The sequence below is a fragment of the Pseudomonas sp. 18058 genome (genome assembly GCF_902706155.1).
Classification (GTDB): Bacteria; Pseudomonadota; Gammaproteobacteria; order Pseudomonadales; family Pseudomonadaceae; genus Aquipseudomonas; species Aquipseudomonas rustica.
Genome location: NZ_CACSJY010000009.1, coordinates 98,465 through 114,969 on the forward strand (window position 1 = coordinate 98,465; position 16,505 = coordinate 114,969).

At 55.0% G+C, this 16,505-nt stretch carries 14 protein-coding genes and 3 pseudogenes; 6 read left to right on the plus strand and 11 right to left on the minus strand.

Features of this window, described 5'->3' with window-relative positions; genetic code table 11:
• Positions 1-634: 634 nt before the first annotated feature.
• The 3 genes and pseudogenes from GVL50_RS07305 to GVL50_RS07315 form a co-directional block, all read right to left on the minus strand.
• Positions 635-1,042 (minus strand): hypothetical protein, encoded by a 408-nt coding sequence (locus GVL50_RS07305; RefSeq protein ID WP_159812294.1) that lies wholly within the window; start codon positions 1,040-1,042, stop codon positions 635-637.
• A 377-nt stretch (positions 1,043-1,419) separates the two neighbouring features.
• The gene (locus GVL50_RS28955; protein ID WP_256671831.1) at positions 1,420-1,551 is read right to left on the minus strand and encodes an acyl-CoA dehydrogenase N-terminal domain-containing protein; all 132 of its coding nucleotides are present in this window, start codon (positions 1,549-1,551) and stop codon (positions 1,420-1,422) included.
• Positions 1,552-1,623: 72 nt separating this feature from the next.
• Positions 1,624-2,006: pseudogene (locus tag GVL50_RS07315) on the minus strand (DUF1329 domain-containing protein); the annotation flags it as partial.
• 356 nt (positions 2,007-2,362) lie between these two features.
• Here GVL50_RS07315 and GVL50_RS29390 point away from each other — a divergent pair.
• From GVL50_RS29390 to GVL50_RS07330, 3 genes and pseudogenes are all read left to right on the plus strand, one after another.
• Positions 2,363-2,491 carry a DUF2790 domain-containing protein gene (locus GVL50_RS29390; RefSeq protein ID WP_371925934.1) on the plus strand — a complete coding sequence of 43 codons (129 nt, stop codon included), beginning with the start codon at positions 2,363-2,365 and terminating at the stop codon, positions 2,489-2,491.
• A gap of 46 nt (positions 2,492-2,537) precedes the next feature.
• A pseudogene (locus tag GVL50_RS29395) lies at positions 2,538-2,723 on the plus strand (hypothetical protein); the annotation flags it as partial.
• Positions 2,724-2,946: 223 nt separating this feature from the next.
• Positions 2,947-4,152, plus strand: coding sequence for a cytochrome c biogenesis protein DipZ (locus tag GVL50_RS07330; RefSeq protein WP_159812295.1), 1,206 nt, complete (start codon positions 2,947-2,949; stop codon positions 4,150-4,152).
• Between the two features lie 102 nt (positions 4,153-4,254).
• Here GVL50_RS07330 and GVL50_RS07335 read toward each other — a convergent pair.
• From GVL50_RS07335 to GVL50_RS07345, 3 genes and pseudogenes are all read right to left on the minus strand, one after another.
• A pseudogene (locus tag GVL50_RS07335) lies at positions 4,255-4,488 on the minus strand (sensor histidine kinase); the annotation flags it as partial.
• A gap of 96 nt (positions 4,489-4,584) precedes the next feature.
• On the minus strand, positions 4,585-4,830 hold the full coding sequence (locus GVL50_RS07340) for a hypothetical protein (protein ID WP_159812296.1): 246 nt from the start codon (positions 4,828-4,830) through the stop codon (positions 4,585-4,587).
• Positions 4,831-4,855: 25 nt separating this feature from the next.
• A complete protein-coding gene (locus GVL50_RS07345) occupies positions 4,856-5,329 on the minus strand; it encodes a hypothetical protein (RefSeq protein ID WP_159812297.1) in 474 nt (157 codons plus the stop codon).
• Between the two features lie 84 nt (positions 5,330-5,413).
• On the opposite strand from GVL50_RS07345, the gene GVL50_RS07350 reads away from it, so the two are divergent.
• Entirely contained in the window at positions 5,414-6,313 is a 900-nt protein-coding gene (locus GVL50_RS07350) for a LysR substrate-binding domain-containing protein (RefSeq protein ID WP_159812298.1), read from the plus strand.
• Between the two features lie 271 nt (positions 6,314-6,584).
• Here the strand turns inward: GVL50_RS07350 and GVL50_RS07355 are convergent, their stop codons facing one another.
• Genes GVL50_RS07355 through GVL50_RS07365 form a run of 3 tightly spaced genes read right to left on the minus strand, consistent with a single transcriptional unit; the run spans position 6,585 to position 9,697 of the window.
• Positions 6,585-7,376 carry an SDR family oxidoreductase gene (locus tag GVL50_RS07355; protein WP_159812299.1) on the minus strand — a complete coding sequence of 264 codons (792 nt, stop codon included), beginning with the start codon at positions 7,374-7,376 and terminating at the stop codon, positions 6,585-6,587.
• Between the two features lie 11 nt (positions 7,377-7,387).
• The gene (locus GVL50_RS07360; RefSeq protein WP_159812300.1) at positions 7,388-8,713 is read right to left on the minus strand and encodes an MFS transporter; all 1,326 of its coding nucleotides are present in this window, start codon (positions 8,711-8,713) and stop codon (positions 7,388-7,390) included.
• 45 nt (positions 8,714-8,758) lie between these two features.
• Positions 8,759-9,697, minus strand: a complete 939-nt coding sequence (locus GVL50_RS07365) for a 3-keto-5-aminohexanoate cleavage protein (RefSeq protein ID WP_159812301.1) — start codon at positions 9,695-9,697, stop codon at positions 8,759-8,761.
• A gap of 161 nt (positions 9,698-9,858) precedes the next feature.
• On the opposite strand from GVL50_RS07365, the gene GVL50_RS07370 reads away from it, so the two are divergent.
• Positions 9,859-10,887 (plus strand): AraC family transcriptional regulator, encoded by a 1,029-nt coding sequence (locus GVL50_RS07370; RefSeq protein ID WP_159812302.1) that lies wholly within the window; start codon positions 9,859-9,861, stop codon positions 10,885-10,887.
• Positions 10,888-10,927: 40 nt separating this feature from the next.
• Here the strand turns inward: GVL50_RS07370 and GVL50_RS07375 are convergent, their stop codons facing one another.
• Together GVL50_RS07375 and GVL50_RS07380 are read right to left on the minus strand one after the other, a co-directional pair.
• Entirely contained in the window at positions 10,928-12,166 is a 1,239-nt protein-coding gene (locus tag GVL50_RS07375; protein WP_159812303.1) for an OprD family porin, read from the minus strand.
• Between the two features lie 538 nt (positions 12,167-12,704).
• Positions 12,705-14,693 (minus strand): alkyl/aryl-sulfatase, encoded by a 1,989-nt coding sequence (locus GVL50_RS07380; protein ID WP_159812304.1) that lies wholly within the window; start codon positions 14,691-14,693, stop codon positions 12,705-12,707.
• Positions 14,694-15,033: 340 nt separating this feature from the next.
• On the opposite strand from GVL50_RS07380, the gene GVL50_RS07385 reads away from it, so the two are divergent.
• Positions 15,034-16,407 (plus strand): DUF1329 domain-containing protein, encoded by a 1,374-nt coding sequence (locus GVL50_RS07385; RefSeq protein ID WP_159812305.1) that lies wholly within the window; start codon positions 15,034-15,036, stop codon positions 16,405-16,407.
• Positions 16,408-16,505: the final 98 nt, after the last annotated feature.

Genomic DNA, 16,505 nt, shown 5'->3' on the forward strand with positions numbered 1-16,505 from the left:
ACATATGGCATCACGAGCATTCCATGTGCGGTAGAGTAGCAGTCAAGGCCTAGAACCAGACGGCGTGGATTTGGTCGTCCAGTCTAGGGCGGTGGGAGAATCGGAGACAATTAAAAAGGCCCCGCACCCGGAAGTGTGGGTGCCCATTGAACATATGACGCGTTATGCGCGGCCAGTAGATCGTCTACATGAACGGATTAAAATATCGACAAGGGGATGAAGTAAATCCACCTGCGCTGAGCCTAAAATGGTTTATCAATCTGAGAGTTGTATTGGCGACCAAGGGTAAGTACCAGTTACCCGAGCGAGATGATCTCCTACAGCGAATTCAGTATGGAAAGCGATACTGATAACGTGCATCAAATAGTTGAATTCATCCCCCTTACCCACCGGCTTACCGTGCCGTAAGCGATGGGCGATATCGCCGTGCATAGTGATGAATTTATCCAGCTTCTCGGAGGCTTTTTTGGAGAAACGCCTTTCCAATCCCAGTTATTGCTGAGGGTCGGGATGCCTAACAGCTGATCAAAAAGATTATTCACTGGCTCGGTTTTTGGGGTATTAAAATTGCCGACCCATTTCTCCAACACTGCCGCTTTATGCGAAGCTAAAACTTGTTTCCACCCCAAGTCTGCTACCTCCCACACTCGGTTTGGATCTTCTGATTCAAAACCGCCGCTACAATATGATTTTTGATTTTTTGGGGGATATGGGCGGAGTCAGATGCATGAGTAATCAGGTAGTCAAACGCTTCTTGAGCCAAATCTGCTATAAAGCTTTCCCAGATAGCCGTCACGAACAGGATAACGGAATGGTTCAGCACCTCAACACCATGCTTACGCCCTCTACCCTCACCAGCATAATCCTCGTGAGTAACCCATAGCTGCTCGATGTCTTCCTGATTCCCTACAAACAGCTTTAATGTTTGTGACATCTTCGTATCGCTCCCCTCAAAAACTGAGCGTACCGCATGCCCTAGGTTATGAAGCGACGCAGCAAGGTTACTTTGTGATGTTGTTGAAAATCTAGTTGATGTCGTCACTCACGATGGGGTTCCTCCCGCTCTCGGAGTACTCCGCCATGCGTTTGGCTTCTTCCCGTTTATTTCCTCGAAGAGTTTGCGCTCCTCACAAACCATCTCCTCGCGACGACTAACTTATACGGCCCATATCTACTGGCACATGCCTGCCACTGCCGATAACCGTCAAAGACTTGGATCTGCGAGTCACCGCAACATACAGATGCTTGGCACAGAGCGAATCCGCGTCAAGGATCACCACATGGCCGTATTGAATGGAACAGGGCAAAGGCATCCCAAGCCGGTTTGGTTTCCGGCATCATCTGCACCCTCAGCCTATCGAAGTTCGGTTGGTTGTTGTCGCCTTTGTAGCTATGCGGCGCGTGATAATCAGCAGCCAGTTACCGGACGGTGTCAAGGGTGGCGTCAAACACCGCACGGTCGTGGTCGGCGCCGCGCGATCGCTGCAGCAGCAAATCGGTGTCTAGCAATTCGTAGAGTTGGAAGCGCAACTCGCGTTCGAGGTCAGTCATAGACACCCATAGTTATTTCATCAAAAAAAAAGGACGGCCCGAAGGCCGCCCAAGATTTAACCAAAAACGTAAACGTACGCCGGCGTTGCGCAGCGCGCTGGGGGTAAAGTCGTTAGCCGAGGTTTTCACCCCGAACTGCACCGAAGTTTTATCTTCGTTGCCAAGACCGATGGCCAGGTAGCGACCGGCAACCAGGTCATAGAGCGCTAAAGGCGTAAACCGGTACCTGATAGCAGGTGCGCTTTACCGACACGCCACAGCTGACCGCGACCGTCGTAGAACTCCGACTCGGCAATCTGCCACGACTCTTCAGCGAGGTAAAACCGACGTTTGCCGTAGATGTTTCGCTCGCCATCTGTCAGCGCCTGCATTATCCATACGCGGTGTAGCTCGTAGCGCGTCAGATCCAGATTGATGTAGCCCGGCCGGCTTGCCCTCAGCCCTTTGTATTTCACTGTTTCCACCGTATCGACAGATACACAAAGAAGCAAAAACGACAAATTTCCCTAGTTTTGTATCATGGTGTATCGCGGGGCAACGCTGATACGCACTGATATATCTGCACCAGTTTCCGACACAGTCGGGATAACTTTCGGGTTTCTAATGACTTCCATCGAGTAAAGCCAAGTTGTCCTGGCTCATTGAACGGTCTAACCATTGAAATCTTTAGAAAAACATCATGAACAGCAAATCCATCTTCGCTGCATGCCTGTTTGCCAGTCTGAACATTTGAACAATTTCGGCGCATGCCGAGGCCGATGCTACCGAAAAAATTCACCTATGGCGCGTATCTGGATATCTAGAAAATCGTATCGATGAAACAAGACGCCTCCCCTTTTGCGGCGTAGTGAATGCGCAACTGACGTACCTCGACTCACAGAACAAAACGCAAGTCATACACTATCGAAAGTTCGGTGACATATGCAATTCGGGCAGCTAACTGTTCCGACACCCTACCCGGGCCTATTTGAAACAGGAACAAGACGATGAACAACGCAACCCGCTTTTTGACCGCCATTACCTTCTCGTTCGCCGGTGTAGCGGCGCATGCAAATGTAAGTGTTGGACAACACGCCGGCGGCAGCAGCATTTGCTCCCAGCTTGCGCCAGTGGCAGGACAAAGTGGCAACGCTTTTCTGGCTGAGGATGGTGTTAGACACACGCCACTTGGATAAATAATTGCCGAGGATGGGAGCAGCCGCACACCGCAAAGGCAGAAAATTACAGAGAACGGAAGCAGCCAGACACCACTGGGTCGCATGCTGGATAGCCAGGCTGCTTGAGGCTGACACGACAACAGTGGCCGGGACCAAGCTTCCTGACGATAAGACTCTGTGATGGGCATTAGCGCTTGAACGTCCGGCATCCATCCTTCACCACGCCAAGGTAGTTAACATGATACTCATCGCTTTTCTGGGAGGCATTTTGACAGTCCTCAGTCCTTGCATTCTGCCTGTCGTACCTTTCCTGTTTGCAGGTTCCAATCGTTCACGTTCTTCAATCATCCTCACCCTTGGCGGCATGGTCTTCACGTTCGCGCTTATTTCCAGTCTTGCTGTAGTAGGTAGTGACTGGGTCGTACAAGCCAACTACGCCGGGCGCCAGGTAGCCCTGGTGGTGATGGTGCTGTTCGCGTTGTCGCTGACTTCCGCAAGGATCGGTGCATTGTTGACACATCCCTTCGTACTGTTGGGCGACTGTATGGATCCCGAAACCCTTAAGCTGTCCGGGCCTCTGGCCTCAGTGATGGTTGGAGTCGCCACAGGTCTGCTTTGGACTCCCTGCGCCGGGCCGATCTTGGGTGTGATTCTCACCGGAGCCATGCTTCAAGGCGCCAACGTCGGAACCAGCTTGTTGTTGGTGGCGTATGGCTTGGGCAGCGCATTGTCGCTCGCCACCTTAATCGTCGCCGGTCGTAGCCTAGCCAATCGCCTGAAAGCAACCATCCCGGTCACCGGCTGGCTGCGCCGAGTTGCAGGGGTAGCGGTAATGGGCGCCGCTGCGATCATCTATACCGGCGCCGACAAAACACTGTTGGCCGACACCTCATCCGAGGGTGTCAGCAATTTCGAGAAAAGCGTGATGGAAAACGTTCCGAAAGTGGTCGATTTCTTTATCAGCAAAGTCAGGGCTGATATGGACGGCAGTGAAGGCGCCATGCCTTCTTTATCCGGAGCGGTCGAATGGCTTAACTCACCGACACTGACCAATGAGTCGCTGAAAGGCAAAGTCGTGTTGGTGGATTTCTGGACCTACAATTGCATCAATTGCCAGCATACCTTGCCGTACGTGAAAGACTGGGCGAAAAAATACGAGAATCAGGGTCTGGTTGTCATTGGCGTCCACACACCTGAATACGGATTTGAACGCATCATTGGTAACGTTAAGGACCAGGTAAAAAAGCTCGGTATAACCTACCCGGTTGCGATCGATAACGACTACGCGATCTGGCGCAATTTCGGCAACCAGTACTGGCCCGCTCATTATCTGATTGATGCCAAAGGACAGGTGCGTTTCACTCACTTTGGTGAAGGCAGTTATGACAAGCAGGAAAGGATGATTCAACAATTGCTAGAGGAGGCCAAAGCGACTAAAGCGTAGCCACCAACCCATCCAGTATAGTCACACGAGTCTTTCTGAAGACTATTGCCTCTTTTCTTTGATTTGCGTCATCAAGCGGCAGGTACGAAATCCACGGAACACGGCGGGAGTCTCTTCAGTATTCACTGGCCCCTGACCGTGGGACTTAGCAATTCGCTCTGACCTTGTTTGCTTGGTGCGCAGGTCAATCACGATTGCTTCAAGCATCTGTCCAGCATGATCCCGCAAAGCCTCCGTGTCCAACGTAGCACCCGGAGTCTCAATAGTTCTCGCAAAATCCTCCCAGGCTTGAAGAATCGGCTCAATATTTTCAACGATAAAATCTGGCAGGCGCATGCCGGTAATCCTGGTAAGAGCTCATGAAAGGCCGCAGCAAGGCATCGCAATGTTGCTAGAGGAAGAGTCGCAACATTAGTAGCTTACACATGAACTTCAAATGGCGACTGAGAACAAGCCTAAATCATTGATGTGCATGATTAGCGCATCGCCGGTTTTCACAGCTATTTTGATGTTCTTGATCAATAAGTCAGAGCAGCCTTGCGCGGGTAGCGCTGAAAGCCTATGCACCCCCATAGTAAGTCCAAAATTGGCTACCTCCCCCGCTTCAAAATCGGCAGCGGGCCTGCCATCAATCGAAAAGTGAATGGTGCATCTGCTGTCTTCCGATTTGTCACGCATCACCACCAGATGGGCATCTGATCGTTTAATGAAATCGTAAAGCCTCGATGCTGGAACCCCGAGCTGCAAATGACTCAGCTTCAAACCTCTGAAGTTCGGTACCGATACTACTCTGTCGCTCCAAGCGGGCGCTCTCGCCTAATGCGTAAGGCTCTTGGTCTGGAATTGGAAGAAATCCCTGATGCATTCGTACTACAAAAACTGTTCGATTGACCCCGTTGATACTTTCTATAAATTTGGTCGATTCAGGTGAGCGCTGAACGCTTGCTCGATGCACCACTTCCCACGCTCTTGGTTCCGCTCCCTGAATCCTGATTAATGCCGATTCGTTTTCAGGCGGCCCGGACACAGCTAGTTCGACGGTGACGCCTCCATTACCTTCGTAACACCGTACGATCGGCTTATCTACGCTGGATGCGGCGTTGCAATAATAGCCAGGCCACAGCACCGATTGAGCGATGAACACTAACGGCAAAATAAGCGCTTTGAAATTCAGCATGGTGCTATCTCATGAGTAAGTGGGCGCAGCATAAAAGCCGTCAAGCTGTTGACCTAGAGCGCCGCTTATTCATAAGCTGTACGCATGACGTACAGCTCCCACGATATTTTCCCTCCATTCGAAGCGCTTCAGGCTGCCCTATCCGCCGCCAGAACCGGCTCCTTTACGGCTGCTGCAGCGGAACTAGACGTTACTCACGCGACTATAAGCCGACGCGTTGAAATGGCTGAAAAATGGTTTCAATGCGCCTTGTTTGATCGCCATGCACGCGGCGTCACCGTTACCGCGAGTGGACAAATGGCGCTCGCCAAAGTCGCTCATGCCTTTAACCATCTAAAACAAGCGCGCCAATCTCGGCCTGTCAGCGAAACCCTGCCCATCGTGAAATTAGCTACCACGTCATCCTTTGCTCGTTTCTGGCTGATTCCGCGCCTGACAGAATTGGAAGGTACGATTCAAGATTTGCGAATTGAGCTCGTCACATCTGCGCTGAATGCCAGCCTTGCTTCAGGTGAAGTCGATCTGGCCATCAGATACGGTCGTGGACAATGGAATGACGGAGAGGAGGAATCCTTGTTCGACGAGTCACTTTGTCCGGTCGCGAAACCAGAGTTGCTCGCCAGGCACACGCAAGCGGTATCCCTCGTGCAGGAAACCCCATTGCTACACACCGGGGACACAACCTTATGGCGAGCATGGATGAGCCATCACGGCAAACGTCTGATCCCAAAGCTCAGCGATAGGGTTATGGGTGACTACGCTCAAGCCATCGAAGCCGCCATTGCTGGATTGGGTATCGCACTCTGGAATCCCGCAATTCACTCTCTGGATGCATTCAATGGGCAGTTGATCCCATTGGAAGAATTGAGCTGTCCAAGTCCGCTTAAATTCTACCTGCTATCGAAACCTGGCCCAGCCCATACGCCACCGATGAAAGTTCGGTCGCGGCTTCGCCGCTTATTGAAAGATGACTTCACTATTTAATTCCAAGGATTGAACCGTCCTTCTGAACGACTCATTACCTCCAATAAGGTGCTGCAATAGATCGAAAAATATTCGACCGCGAACGGCTACTTCTGACCGATAGCTGCCACTCACGACCGACTGCTTTCGGCCAATAGCTGCCCTACGCGGAAGCAGATCACGGCCAGCATGTTGGAATAAAAATCACTCTTGGTGTCGGTGCTGAGGGCACATCAGCATAAGCTCAACCGCACAGCCGATCTGTAGTCCTCGGAGCTTTCACTTAGGTCAGTCAGAGGTACTCGACATTTCCGTCAACGCTGATGGCCTGGCCACTGATGTTGGCAGCTGCCGGCGACGACAAAAACAATGCCATTGCAGCAACGTCTTCCATCGTAACCATTCGGCGCAGTGAAATTTTTTCCAAATACTGATCACGCATGGATTCGAAGGTGATACCCAGTGTTTGAGCACGGGCATCGATGACCCTATCCATACGCTCCCCCGCCACCACGCCCGGCAGGATGGCATTCACCCGAATATTGTCAGGTCCCAACTCAGCTGCAAGCGACTTCATCAATCCGACAATGGCCCACTTGGTCGAGGCATAGGGGGTACGGAACGGGTACCCCAAACGACCGGCAACCGATGACATGGCGATGATGTGCGGGTTCTGTTTAGAGCGCTTCAAGAACGGAACCGCTTTGCTCAGGAAGTAGAACTGGCTGTTAAGGTTGGTCGACACTGTCTGTTCCCACGCCTGCGCATCCAGTGCCTCGACGTTGCCGGTCGGTCCGGCAATGCCGGCGTTGTTGACCAGCACGTCGATGCCGCCGAGCAACTCGGTCGCTTCGTCCATGATGCGGTGGACCTGCGGCTGGCTGCTAACATCCACCACGCCACCGTGCAGGCCCGGGTAGTCAATTTTCATGCGCTCGACCGCGCCGGCATTGATGTCGCCAATGTAGACCTGCGCACCGACTTCATAAAACGCCTTGGCGATGACCGCGCCGATGCCGGCGGCGCCACCGCTAATGACGACCTTCAAATTCGGCGGTGGTGTCAGCAAATCAACAATTTTCATAATGCTTCCTCTTATTCAGTCACCGGCTGCGGCAGCAGCGGGCTCGGCTCGGCATTGATCGCTTTGGCCAATACCGGCACAAGAAGCAAGCCCAACACCGCAGCACTCACAATCACATAGAAACCGGACGAACTTAAACCCGAGGCCTTTTCCGCCAGCCCAAATAGGTAGGGGCCGGCAAAGCCGCCCAACAGACCGATGGTGTTGATGAACGCCAATCCGGCGGCGGCCTGAATGCCTTGCAGGCGTTTCATGGCGATGGCCCAGTAGATCGGCAACACGCCACCGGCAAAGAACGCTGTGGCGGTGAACAAGGCGATGCGCGCCGAGGCGTCATCAATTAGGGTGAACGCCACCGAACTGGCAATTAACCCACAGGTGAACAGGCCCAGGCAAAAGCAATCGCGTTCGATCTTGCGATGAATCCTCGGCAGTACCAGCACCCCGGCGAGAAAGCCGATGCCGACGCTGCTGGACAGCAAGCCCACGGTCATCGGTGAGGTGATTTGCATCTGTAGGATGATTGACGGTGTGAAGAACACCAGCCCGACAAACGCCACCTGGTTCAGGAAGTAAATCAGACCGATCAGAATGGTCGTGGGTCGCGTCAGTGCCTTGACCCAATGGCCGGAATACTCGTGGGAATTAGCATGGCCCGGCAGCAAGGCATGGGCTTCTAGCGAGTCGGCCTCAGCTTTGGTCAACCAGCGCGCATCACTCGGACGCTCCGGCAACTTGAACCACAAAATAATACCGACAATGATGCTGGGCAGGCCTTCGAGCAGGAACATCCACTGCCAGCCGTGCAAGCCGCCGATGCCGTCCATCTTCATCAGCGCACCGCCGATGGGGTTGCCGATGACCAGTGCCAGTGCCGGCGCCAGGTAAATCCAGCCGATGGCAATGGCGCGGTCCTTGGGCGCAAACCACAGGGTGACCATGTACATCAGCGCCGGAAACAGCCCGGCCTCGGCAATGCCAAGCAGTACACGCAGCAAGTAGAACGACCACTCACCCTGGACAAACATCATCGCTGAGGACAACGCGCCCCAGGTCACCGCTATCCGGGCGATCCAGCGACGCGGCCCGATGCGGTGGGCCAACAGGTTACTGGGTACCTCCAGCAGTGCATAACCAAGAAAAAATATCCCCGCGCCCAAGCCATACGCGGCGGCACTGATCCCCAAGTCGGCGCTCAAGGCCGCTTTGGCCAGCGCAACGTTGGTACGGTCCAGGTAGGACATGAAGTAGATGGCGCACATCAACGGAATCAGGCGCGCCATGGCTCGCCGGGTGGCCAGCCAGTGCGTCTGTTCGGTACTGAGCATAATCGTCATGGTGAAACCTCTTTTTTGTTATTTTTTTGGGCTCAAGCAAATCAGTTACGAGTGAACGTTGTGTTTGCCTTTGAGGCCGAGCATCTGACGAGCTTCTTCAGGCGTGGCGATTTCATAAGACAGCTCTTCAAGGATGTGGCGAATCTTGCGCACTTGCTCGGCGTTGGTCTTGGCCTTGACCCCCTTCGCCAGATAAATGCTGTCCTCAAGGCCGACCCGCACGTTGCCGCCCATGATCGCGCCCATGGTCACGAAGGGCAGCTGATGGCGTCCGGCACCGAGGATGGAAAACTCGTAGTTCTGCCGACCGAACAAGCGGTCGGCAGTAGTGCGCATGATCGTTAGGTTTTCCGGGTCGGCGCCCAAGCCACCGAGGATGCCAAAACACGACTGGATGAACAGTGGCGGCTTGACCAGGCCTTGTTCGACGAAGTACGCCAAGTTGTAGAGATGGCCGACGTCGTAGCATTCAAACTCGAAGCGAGTCCCGTATTCACCCAGCTCCAACATGATCGCCTTGATGTCCTTGAAGGTGTTCTTGAACACCACATCTTCCATGCCTTCGATGTGCTCCTTCTCCCACTCGTGGTTCCAGCTGGAGATTTTCCGAGCGATCGGGTGGATTGAAAAATTCATCGAGCCCATGTTCAACGAGCACAGTTCTGGCTTGGCCATCAGCGGGTAAGCGAGGCGTTGCACTAAGGTCATCCTGGTGCTGCCGCCGGTGGTGATGTTGATGATGGCATCGGTGGCACGGGCAATCGCCGGGACAAACTGACTGAACACCGCCGGGTCGGGGGTGGGCCGACCGTCGAGGGGATCGCGGGCATGCAGGTGCAGAATGGCGGCGCCGGCTTCGGCCGCCTCGATCGATTGCCGCTCGATATCGGCTGGTGTTAGCGGCAGGTATTCAGACATTGAGGGCGTGTGCGTCGCCCCAGTGATCGCGCAGGAAATAATGACTTTGCGGTTTGGCTGACTCATTGGGGTGACCTTTGTTGTTATTGGGCTTTGCAGGTGCGTTTGACTGCTATTGGCTTCACAGTCACTGCTGATGGTTGGAAGCTTATTGAATTTCCCGCTCGGCAGTAAGATCATTACCGGACAACAATGAATCCCTAAGGGACACTCACAGGAGCCTGCCGATGCCACCGAAAATGCCGCTGTTCAATGAGCGCATCTATGCGCCTTATAAAATTGCCGCGCTGGTCGAAGTCCTCAATGAACAAGGCATCGCCCCCGCGGAGAGTTTGAAAGGTAGCGGCGTCGATGAGGACAAGATTTACGACGCAACAGCGCTGACCTCGGTCCGTCAATACGCGGCGGTATGCGGCAATGCAATGTCTCTGTCGAATGATCCGGCCACACCCTTCAAGACTGGCGCCCGCCTTCACCTGTCCGCCTATGGGATGTATGGCTACGCATTGATGTCGTGCCTGTCGCTGCGCGACTACTTTCGGCTTGGGGTGAAATACCATTCATTGGCCACGCCTACCTTGACCATCGAATGGCAAGAGTACGAAACAGAAGCGGTGTGGACCTTCCCCGATGCAGCGAACCCGAACCCGTCGAAAGACATAAAACAGTTTTGGATCGAGCAGCAATTCACTCAGCACGTCACCCATCTTCAAGATGTGTTCGGCAAAAGCTGCCCGCCGACAAAAGCTTGCTTTTCCTATCCCGCACCGGCCCACGCAGCGATCTATTCGCAATACTTGGGTTGCCCATGCATCTTCGATCACGACCAATGCGAACTGCACTACGACAGCTTGATCCTCGATCAAAAACCTCACCTTGCCCACCGCTTGACGGCAACCGTCCTGCAAGAGACTTGTGATCGACTGATCGGCCAGGCCAAGGTATCTGCGGGAATCTCCGGGGAGGTGTACCAGATGATGATGCAGACGCCGGGGGAGTTTCCGAGCATGGAAATGGCCGCCGAAAGGTTGCACATGACCACCCGCAGCTTGCGGCGCAAACTGCTAGAGGAAGATACTTCATTCGTGGCCATTACCGATGACGTGCGTTGCTCGCTCGCCATCGAATACCTCAAGACCACGATCATGAGCACCGACGATATCGCCCTGCTGCTGGGCTTTTCCGAACCGACCAACTTCCGCCGCGCGTTCAAACGCTGGACCGGTAAAACCACCAAGGATTATCGCCAAGGCTGAGGGCGACGAACGCAATTACGGTCCGTCGACTTCTACCGAGTTAAAAAATCGAAACGGGATAGCTCATAATCAGGCGGTTTTCGTTGAAGTCCGCCAGGCTGAAATCACGCTTGATCACCGAGTTACGCCAGCGCAGCGACAGGTTCTTCAACGAGCCACTTTGCACAACATAGGTCAACTCGGATTCGCGGCCCCACTCCTTGCCATCGGTGAAACCACCGGAGTGCACGTTGGAGCCGCTGATATACCTGTTCATTAGGGTCAATCCCGGCACACCCACGGCAACAAGATCGAAGTCATGGCGGATCTGCCAAGAGCGTTCTTCAGCGAAGTCGTAGCTGTTGCTGAAGCTATCGTTGGCAAGTGTCGCCCCGCTCGTTCCGTTAAGGCGCATCCAATTATCGCCATCCACTTTTTGCAGTCCAACATAGAAAGTGCTCGACAGGTATCGCGCGGAAAACAATGCTGAGTAGGTCTTGTTATCTAGGTTTCCAGCCAGTTTTTTCCCGTCGTCTTCGCCTTCGAAGTAGCCCAGGTTTGCACCTAACATCCATTGGCCTAATGGTTGACTGTGGGTGAAATTGAAATAGCGCTGATGATAGATATCTTCCAGTTGTGCATACCACGCACCGACCTGACTCCGACCGACATTGAACGCGTATTCCACGCCGGAAAAATTGAATCGATCTGAGGTCACACCCGGTCGGTTGAACATGGACATTCGCTCCATGCTCGCATCGTTACGAGGGCTGTTTCCACGGAATTGCCCACCGTAAAAAGTGAAGTTGTCCAGGTCCTTCGAACTGATCTGCGCTCCCCGGAAGGTTTGTGGCAGCGAGCGGCCATCGTCAGACCGAATCACGGGCAGTGAAACTGACCATTCGCCGATGCGCGCCTGAGTTTTCGCGAAGCGGATCTTCGCCGCCAGCACCAGGCGTCCGAAGTTATCCGCTGGCTGTCCTCCATCATGTACAGGCAGCAATTGGGTATTGGTAGTGCCGTTACCGCCATCAAGCTTCTGGGAATACAGCCCCAGCGCATCAAGACCAAAGCCAACAGTGCCTGACGTGAAGCCGGAACGTGCATCCATGATCACGCTCTGCGTCCACTCCTCAGCCTTGGCCTGAGGGTAGGCGTTCTCGGTGAAATTGCGATTGATGTAATAGTTTCTGAAGTTGGCGCTGACCTTTGCGTCTTCGAAAATGCCTTCCGCCATGGCTGGAAGGCAGAGGAACGGCGTGCTAAGCAGCAACCACTTGAATGACCCGAAATCGCGCATAGGTACTCTCTTTTATTGTTATTCAGAGCGAGACATTTCCATGCAACGTCTTTGGCGGCTTTATCGCAGGCGACATTCGCCAGTGACCGTGCATTAGTAAATGCGCGGCCTCCATCGACATTCAGCATGGGGGCGATACTAACGGTATTCGCACTCAACAATAAGATCTTAACCAGACATTAGGAGATCATAAGAGGACATCTCACAGCTCCTCATTGATGCGCCCTTACACCCAACGCGAACTTTTGGCAGCAAGCTTCCCGCCAGTGTCGATAAGTTGGAAGTCAAATATATCGGCATATGCAGCCCCTGATTCCGAGGCATCTGCTCTACATCTGCATCGGTAGGCAGGTTTGGTCGCGAGGTGCGGAGTGGCAGCAAGTGGCTGCTTGATGCATGTCGCGACCGGCAGCTATGGGTCGACTACTGCCCTTGGCCAGGGGCAGTAGTCGGCCGTTCTCTACCGATCATGGTGACAACGTTCAGGCGGTCACGTGGAGTGCTATTTCGCGACATGGAGTCTGCGTACATGACCTGTTCATGGCGTCACGATGTTGAACCAGAACGGGAAGGTATCGAGCAGCCCCAAAAACTCATCCAGCTTCTCGCGATTGCCCTGCAGTTTCAGATCGCCGCTGGCAAGCGCATCGTCGATGGTGACTTTCTTCATCTGGATCGCGGCCAGCGTGGCCTTGCTTAGGCTCAATGTCACATCGGCGGCAACCAGTGGTTCGCCGTAGTTGAGCACGGCATTTTCCACCGCCAGGCCATATTGTTTGTGCAGGTCAATCAGGTCGAGGTTCAGGCCGATTTTCTTGCCTGCGGCTTTCGGTCCGTTCAGGCGCACCGCCAGATAATCGAAGAGCAATTCCGGGGACATCGCCTTCATCGCGTCCGGCGAAACGGCGCTGATGCCTCCGGCGCTCGGTACGCCATTGCGCAGTTCGTAGGAACCTTGCAGGTAGACGCCGCGCCACGCGCCACTTTCTGCCTGATACCCCAGTTGCTCGTACGTATCGGCCAGCAGATCCTTGGCCGCCGCATTTGCCGGATCGGCAAAGACCACGTGCTTAAGGATTTCTGCCACCCAGCGGTATTCACCTTTGTCGAAGTCGGCCTTTACCTTGGTCATGACCGCTGCTTCGCCGCCCATGTAGTCCATGTACTTTCTCGCCGCCGCTTCGGGCGGCAGGTTGTCGAGGTCCGACGGGTTACCGTCATACCAGCCCATGTACCGCTGGTACACCGCGCGGGAGTTATGCTTGAGGGTGCCGTAGTAGCCTCGGTTCGGCCAGAACTTGTCCAGCTCCGGCGGCAGCTTGATCATCTCGGAGATTTCTTCTCCGGTGTAACCCTTGTTCATCAGGTTGACCGACTGGTCGTGGGTGTACTTGTAGAGGTCGCGCTGTTTTTTCCAGTAGTCGACAATCCTCGCGTTGCCCCACTGCGGCCAATGGTGGCTCTGGAACTTGACCTCGGCCCTGGCCCCGTAAAGATTGATGGTTTCGTTTATATAGTGCGACCACATCAACGCATCGCGCACCTGGGCGCCGCGCAGGGTCAGGATGTTATGCATGGTGTTGGTGGTGTTCTCGGCCATCCACATCGCCTTGAACTGTGGGAACCAGGTGTTCATTTCCGCCGGGGCTTCGGTGCCCGGGGTCATCTGGAATTCCATTTTCACACCGTCGATGTCCAGCACCGTTCCGGTCTTGCTGACGAACTGCGTCGGCAGCACCAATGAAGTGGTGCCGGTCGAGGTAGTCTGGCCCAGGCCACCGGTCACGCCACCGCGCTCGTTGCGGGGCAGCAGCGCGCCAAACATGTAGATGGCACGGCGGCTCATGGCGTTGCCGGCGATGATGTTTTCGCTGACGGCGTGTTCGCTGAAACCTTGCGGCGCAATGACCTTGATCTTGCCCGACGCAAAGTCCGCATCGCTGGCCAGACCCCGTGCGCCACCGTAGTGATCGAGGTGCGAATGACTGTACACCACGGCCACCACCGGACGTGCGCCCAGGGCCTTGTTCGCCAGTTCAAGGGCTGCCTTTGCGGTTTCCGTGGAAATCAGCGGGTCGAACACGATCCAGCCAGTATCACCCTGGATGAAGGTGATGTTGGACAGGTCATAACCGCGCACCTGGTAGATACGATCGGTGACCTTGAACAGGCCGTATTGCAGGTTCAATTGCGCGTTGCGGTACAGGCTCGGGTTGATTTCCGCCGGTGCGGCCTGGCTCAGGCCGATGTACTTCTTGTAGCTTTCCAGGTCCCAGACCACGTCGCCCTTGGCGTTTTTGATGGTCAGGGTATCGGGCTTGGTAATCAGCCCGCGCTGGGCGTCACTAAAGTCGGAGGTGTCACTGAAGGGCAATTCGGCGAGCACTTTGGCATTCGCCGCCTGGGTCGCCGGCGTTGCCGGCTTCGGCTGGATCAGTGCCTCTTGTGCATGCACCAGCGGCACGGCAAACGCCATGGCCAGCGCCAGTGAGGTCTTTCGATAGGACTTTAGCAAGGTGCTGTTCATCGCTGCTTCCTGAATCGGGAAAAATGCGCCCCCCTGATAGCGAATGGAGGCTGATGGCTGGCCGCTACCTTAGGCGTCAGCACATCGACGACCAATACTGAAAAAGGATGACTTTCGACAGGATTCCGGCCATTACGGGAACAATTCGTTACATCCTTCCCTTTCCTTCTGGCCGTGCTCTGCGACCTTGATAGACCAAGGCCCTTTCAAGCAAAAAACTCCCACCAAAGGATGAGTTGCAAATTCACTCTTTTGTCCCGTTACTTCCCGCGCGGCGATTGCGTAGCGTTTCACTTGGCTGCCAGGCCGCCTCGTACCCGTCTCGATAAGGATAAAAACAATGAGCAACCGCAAGCACGTCATACACACGGGCGCCCTGCTATTGAGCCTGTTGGCCAGTAGCGTCATGGCCCAGGTCAGCCCACAGGAAGCTGCCGCCCTGGGGAGCAAGCTGACGCCTCTGGGCGCAGAGAAAAATGGCAACGCCGACGGCAGCATTCCCGCCTGGACCGGCGGCCTGCCGGTGAACGCCGGCGCCGTGGACAGCAGGGGCTTTTTGGCCGACCCCTTTGCCGATGAAAAGCCGGTGTTCACCATCACTGCGCAGAACGCCAGCCAGTACAAGGACAAGCTGTCCGCCGGGCAAATGGCGATGTTCCAGCGCTATCCGCAAACCTACAAGATTCCGGTCTACAAGACCCATCGCACCGCGGCCGTGCCGGACGCCATCTATAGCGCCGCGAAACTCAGCGCCGTCAACACCCAGGGCGTCGATGGCGGGAACGGCCTGACCGGCTTCAACGAGAGTCACTACTACGCCTTCCCGATCCCGAAAAGCGGCATCGAAGTGGTGTGGAACCACAGCACGCGCTACCGCGGCGGCAATACCAAACGCCTGATCACCCGGGTCCAGCCACAAACCGACGGCGACTTCAGCATGGTCCACTTCGAAGATGAAGTGGCTTATCCCAGCGAGCTGGCGGACGAAAACAAGAGTTCGGCACAGAACATCCTGTTCTATTTCATCCAGCGCGTCACAGCCCCTGCGCGCTTGGCCGGCAACGTGTTGCTGGTCCACGAGACCATCGACCAGGTCAAGGAGCCGCGCTCGGCATGGCTCTACAACGCCGGTCAGCGCCGGGTGCGCCGCGCCCCGCAAGTGTCCTACGACGGCCCGGCCACGGCCGCCGACGGCCTGGCCACCTCGGACAACTACGACATGTTCAACGGCGCGCCGGATCGTTATGACTGGAAGCTGGTGGGCAAGAAGGAAATGTACATTCCGTACAACAGCTACAAGCTCGATTCACCCACGCTCAAATACGGCGACATTCTCAAGGCCGGGCATATCAATCAGGACCTGACCCGCTACGAGTTGCACCGGGTCTGGGAGGTGGTGGCCACGCTCAAGCCGGGACAGCGCCATATCTATGCCACCCGACACATGTACTTCGATGAAGACAGTTGGGAACTGGCGGAGGTTGACCATTACGACGGACGCGGCGCGCTATGGCGCGTCGGTGAAGGTCACATCCAGCAGTACTACAACAAGCAGGTGCCGGGCTACACCGCCGAAACCCTGTACGACCTGGTGGCGGGGCGCTACTCCGTTGTGGGTTTGAAGAACGAAGAAAAACGCAGCGTCGAGTTCGGTTACAAGACCATGGCATCCAACTACACCCCGGCCGCGCTTCGCCAGGAAGGTGTGCGCTGATCCTGCGGTAAGTCCAATTTCCTGCGACATCCCTTGAGGCGGCCTTCGGGCCGCCTTTTTTATCCGTTGGGGCAGGTTTATTTGCGTCACTCGCCCGG

Excerpts from the sequence above, each read along its gene's own strand:
- GVL50_RS07365 (WP_159812301.1), bottom strand. The coding sequence starts at position 9,697 with ATGAGTCAGCCAAACCGCAAAGTCATTATTTCCTGCGCGATCACTGGG.
- GVL50_RS07330 (WP_159812295.1), top strand. The coding sequence starts at position 2,947 with ATGATACTCATCGCTTTTCTGGGAGGCATTTTGACAGTCCTCAGTCCT.
- GVL50_RS07370 (WP_159812302.1), top strand. The coding sequence starts at position 9,859 with ATGCCACCGAAAATGCCGCTGTTCAATGAGCGCATCTATGCGCCTTAT.
- GVL50_RS28955 (WP_256671831.1), bottom strand. The coding sequence starts at position 1,551 with ATGACTGACCTCGAACGCGAGTTGCGCTTCCAACTCTACGAATTGCTA.
- GVL50_RS07345 (WP_159812297.1), bottom strand. The coding sequence starts at position 5,329 with ATGCTGAATTTCAAAGCGCTTATTTTGCCGTTAGTGTTCATCGCTCAA.
- GVL50_RS07350 (WP_159812298.1), top strand. The coding sequence starts at position 5,414 with ATGACGTACAGCTCCCACGATATTTTCCCTCCATTCGAAGCGCTTCAG.
- GVL50_RS07340 (WP_159812296.1), bottom strand. The coding sequence starts at position 4,830 with ATGCGTGACAAATCGGAAGACAGCAGATGCACCATTCACTTTTCGATT.
- GVL50_RS07380 (WP_159812304.1), bottom strand. The coding sequence starts at position 14,693 with ATGAACAGCACCTTGCTAAAGTCCTATCGAAAGACCTCACTGGCGCTG.
- GVL50_RS07385 (WP_159812305.1), top strand. The coding sequence starts at position 15,034 with ATGAGCAACCGCAAGCACGTCATACACACGGGCGCCCTGCTATTGAGC.
- GVL50_RS07375 (WP_159812303.1), bottom strand. The coding sequence starts at position 12,166 with ATGCGCGATTTCGGGTCATTCAAGTGGTTGCTGCTTAGCACGCCGTTC.
- GVL50_RS07355 (WP_159812299.1), bottom strand. The coding sequence starts at position 7,376 with ATGAAAATTGTTGATTTGCTGACACCACCGCCGAATTTGAAGGTCGTC.
- GVL50_RS07360 (WP_159812300.1), bottom strand. The coding sequence starts at position 8,713 with ATGACGATTATGCTCAGTACCGAACAGACGCACTGGCTGGCCACCCGG.